This is a genomic window from Nostoc sp. 'Peltigera membranacea cyanobiont' 232, from assembly GCF_002245985.1.
Taxonomy (GTDB): domain Bacteria; phylum Cyanobacteriota; class Cyanobacteriia; order Cyanobacteriales; family Nostocaceae; genus Nostoc.
Window position 1 is genome coordinate 1 of record NZ_NOLK01000307.1, and the last position, 3,912, is coordinate 3,912.

Sequence of the window (3,912 nt, forward strand, 5' to 3'; positions counted from 1 at the left end):
TGCAAGGCTGTACAAAACTGGCGATCTAGCCCGCTATTTGGACAATGGAGAGATTGAATATCTCGGTCGGATCGATCGCCAAGTTAAGATTCACGGCTTCCGCATTGAATTAGGAGAAATCGAGACTGTACTCAACTACCACCCAGCAGTAGAACAAGCAGTAGTCATGCTGCAAGAAGACATCCCTAGTAACAAACGCCTGGTAGCTTATGTAGTTACACAAAACCAGTCTACAGATAGAAATGATCTACGCCGTTTCTTACAGCAGAAATTGCCAGATTACATGATTCCTTCAGCTTTTGTGTTCTTAAAAGCTTTGCCATTAACTCCCAATGGTAAGGTAGACCACAAAATGTTACCTTTACCAGAAGCAGAACTGACACGAGAACAAGAGTTTGTCCCCCCACAGACATCTATTGAGCAGATTTTAGCCACTATTTGGGAAGATGTCTTGAGACTCAAGCAAGTAAGTCGCTACGATAAATTCTTTGAAATTGGTGGTGACTCCATTCTCAGCATTCAAGTAGTTGGCCGCGCTCGTCAAGCAGGCATCAAAATTACCCCAAGACAGATATTCCAATATCCCACCCTTGCTGAACTCGCTGCTGTAGCCGATACTGCTACATCAATATTGGCTCAACAGGATTTAGTGACAGGAGTTGTACCGCTCACTCCCATTCAACATTGGTTCTTTGAGCAAAATCGGGAGCAAGCGCACCATTTCAACCAATCAGTACTACTCCAAATTCCCTCTCACCTGAAACCGGAGTTATTATCCCAAGCTATTAGCAAATTACTAGAGCATCACGATGCTTTGCGGCTGCGGTTTGTCTTTGAGGAAGGAAAATGGCAGCAAACAAGCGATCGCACTTCTGATCTAGTACCCTTCCAAGTCATCGACTTATCCCCAACTCCTCAGTCACTACACGCACAAACCTTAGAGCAAATAGCAACTACCCAACAGGGTAGCTTGGATCTGTCAACAGGGCCGTTAATCAGAGTGGTACTGTTTCAATTAGGCGATCAATATGATAGTCGATTACTGATCGTTATCCATCACCTCGCTGTCGATGGAGTCTCCTGGCGGATTTTACTAGAAGATTTGTTCACAGCTTACCAGCAGCTAGAACAGCAACAGACTATCCAACTGCCACCTAAGACCTTGGCTTTTCAAGATTGGGCCATGCTTTTGCAAGAATATGGGCAAACCGATGCAGTGCGATCGCAATTAGATTATTGGTTAAAGCAGCCTTGGTTTGAGGCAAATTCCCTGCCAGTAGATCATCCAACAGGAAAACAAAACAATTCAGTAGCTAGTGCTGCTGATATATCTGTTAATCTCAGCAAAGAACAAACTCGCGCTCTATTACAAAAAGTTCCCTCTGCCTACAATACCCAAATCAACGATGTACTACTGACAGCTTTAGTACAAACTTTGGCAGAATGGACAGGAAAATCTACAGTATTAATTGTCCTAGAAGGACATGGACGGGAAGATTTGTTTGCAGATATGGATGTATCTAGAACAGTAGGCTGGTTTACTAGCATATTCCCCGTAGTATTGCAACTACAAAATCAAAACCATCCAGGAGAAGCTCTCAAGTCAATTAAAGAACAGTTACGAGCCATTCCCCAACGAGGCATCGGCTATGGAATTTTGCGTTATCTGAGTCAGGATCAAGAAATTTCTTCTCAAATAGCAACAATACCTTTGAGGGAAATCAGTTTTAACTATTTGGGTCAATTCGACCAGGGACAAGGACTCGAAGTTGATTGGAAATTGGCTCCTGAGTCTAAAGGATCTAATCATAGTCTCGAAGGCGATCGCACTCATCTATTAGATATTACTGCCAGAGTATTAGAAGAGCAGTTGCAAGTTAACTGGAGCTACAGCCGTCATATCCATCAGAATTCCACAGTGGAATCACTAGCTCAGAAGTATCTCGAAGCTTTGCTCAAACTGATTGACCATTGTCTGTCTTCTGAAGTCGGGGGATACACTCCCTCTGATTTTCCAGTGGCAAACTTAAATCAACAAGAACTAGACGAAATTTTGGCAGAAATCGACTAAGGAGGATAAAAAGACAATGGTCGCTGAAAAATCTCAACAAAGCAAAAACGTAGAGTCAATTTATCCTCTTTCTCCCATGCAACAGGGGATGCTCTTTCATAGCATTTATGCTCCAGACTCAGGAGTTTATTGCACCCAGACACTGATTACTATCTGTGCCCCCATCAACGTTGTTGCTTTTAAGCGGGCTTGGGAAAAAGTCGTAGAGCGGTATTCCGTATTACGGACGCTTTTTCTCTGGGAAAAGCGTCAACAGCCTCTACAAGTAGTGCGGAAGCAGGTGGATTTACCTTGGTACGATCTAGATTGGCGCAACCTCTCCTTGAGTGAGCATGAGCAACAAGAGCGTCTAGATTCATTGTTGCAAACAGAACGCCAAAAAGGTTTTCAACTCAACCAAGCACCTTTGATGCGCTGTCACCTAATTCAGCTATCCGATGAAAGCTATAAATTTCTCTGGAATCGCCATCACATTACATTAGATGGTTGGAGCTTACCCATCATTTACCAAGAAGTTTTAACCTTCTATACAGCAGAGAATCAAGGTCAAAACTGCTATCTTCCTCCTCCTCGTCCCTACCAAGACTATATTATTTGGCTACAGCAGCAAGACTTGTCTGCGGCTGAAATATTTTGGCGGCGAACCCTTGAGGGCTTTACTGCTCCTACCCCACTCATGGTATACCAACCCCAGGTGCTTAATTCTGGGTTAGAACCAACTTATCAAGAACACGAACTCCATTTATCCCGTGCTACCACTCAAGGATTGCAATCCTTGGGGTTGCAGTATGGTCTAACTTTATCAACTTTGATCCAAGCAGCTTGGGCGATCCTACTCAGTCGCTACAGTGGAGAGCCAGAGGTTTTATTTGGTGTGACGGTTTCCGGCCGTCCTGCCAGTTTGTCGGCGGTAGAAAATATGGTGGGCTTGTTTATTAATACTTTACCACTGCGAATATCTATCCCTAAGTCAGAATCAATTTTACCTTGGCTACAGCAGTTACAGCAAAAACAGGCAGAACTTCAGGAGTACTCTTACAGCACTTTGGCGGAAGTACAAAAGATGAGTGATGTGCCGCCAGGAGTTCCCTTATTTGAAAGTTTGGTGGTGTTCGAGAACTATCCTATGGATAGCTTATCAGAAGAGCCTGGTCAATTATTGCCAGTTAGCAAAGTGGAGAACTTTGAAGAGACAAACTATCCTTTAACTGTGGCAGCAATACCCAAAAAAGAGTTTCTCATAAAATTTAATTACGACACTAACCGTTTTGCCACCGATACAATTGTACGCATGGCTGGTCATTTACAGACCTTGTTAGAAGCGATCGTCGCTAATCCCCAGCAGCAGGTGGGTCAATTGTCGCTGTTGACCGAAGTAGAACGGCATCAGTTATTGGTGGAGTGGAACGATACTCAAGTTGACTATCCTCAAGATAAATGTATTCATCAGTTATTTGAAGAACAAGTAAAACTTCACCCCGAAGCAGTAGCAGTCATATTTGAAGGTCAACAATTGACCTACCAACAGTTAAATGAACGAGCTAATCAGTTAGCTCACTATTTACAAAAAAAAGGGGTAGACCGAGAAGTATTAGTAGGAATATTTGTAGAACGTTCCCTTGAGATGATAGTAGGAGTATTAGGAATTTTAAAGGCAGGAGGAGCTTATTTACCTTTAGACCCTAGTTATCCAGCAGACCGTTTAGTTTACATACTCTCGGATGCGGCGGTGTCAATATTGCTCACCCAGCAATCCTTAGTAGATTCTTTAGCAGAAAATCAAGCCGAGATGCTGTGTTTAGATAGTGATAGGCAGATAATTGCTCACTATAGCCAGCAAA

General features: G+C 43.1%; 2 protein-coding genes. Both read left to right on the forward strand.

Annotated elements, in window-relative coordinates:
- The coding region (locus tag CDG79_RS39525) for a condensation domain-containing protein (protein WP_143855739.1) at window positions 1–2,071 on the forward strand (2,071 nt) is incomplete at its 5' end.
- A 16-nt stretch (window positions 2,072–2,087) separates the two neighbouring features.
- Window positions 2,088–3,912 (forward strand): condensation domain-containing protein (locus CDG79_RS39530; protein WP_143855740.1); only part of this gene is annotated, 1,825 nt, incomplete at its 3' end.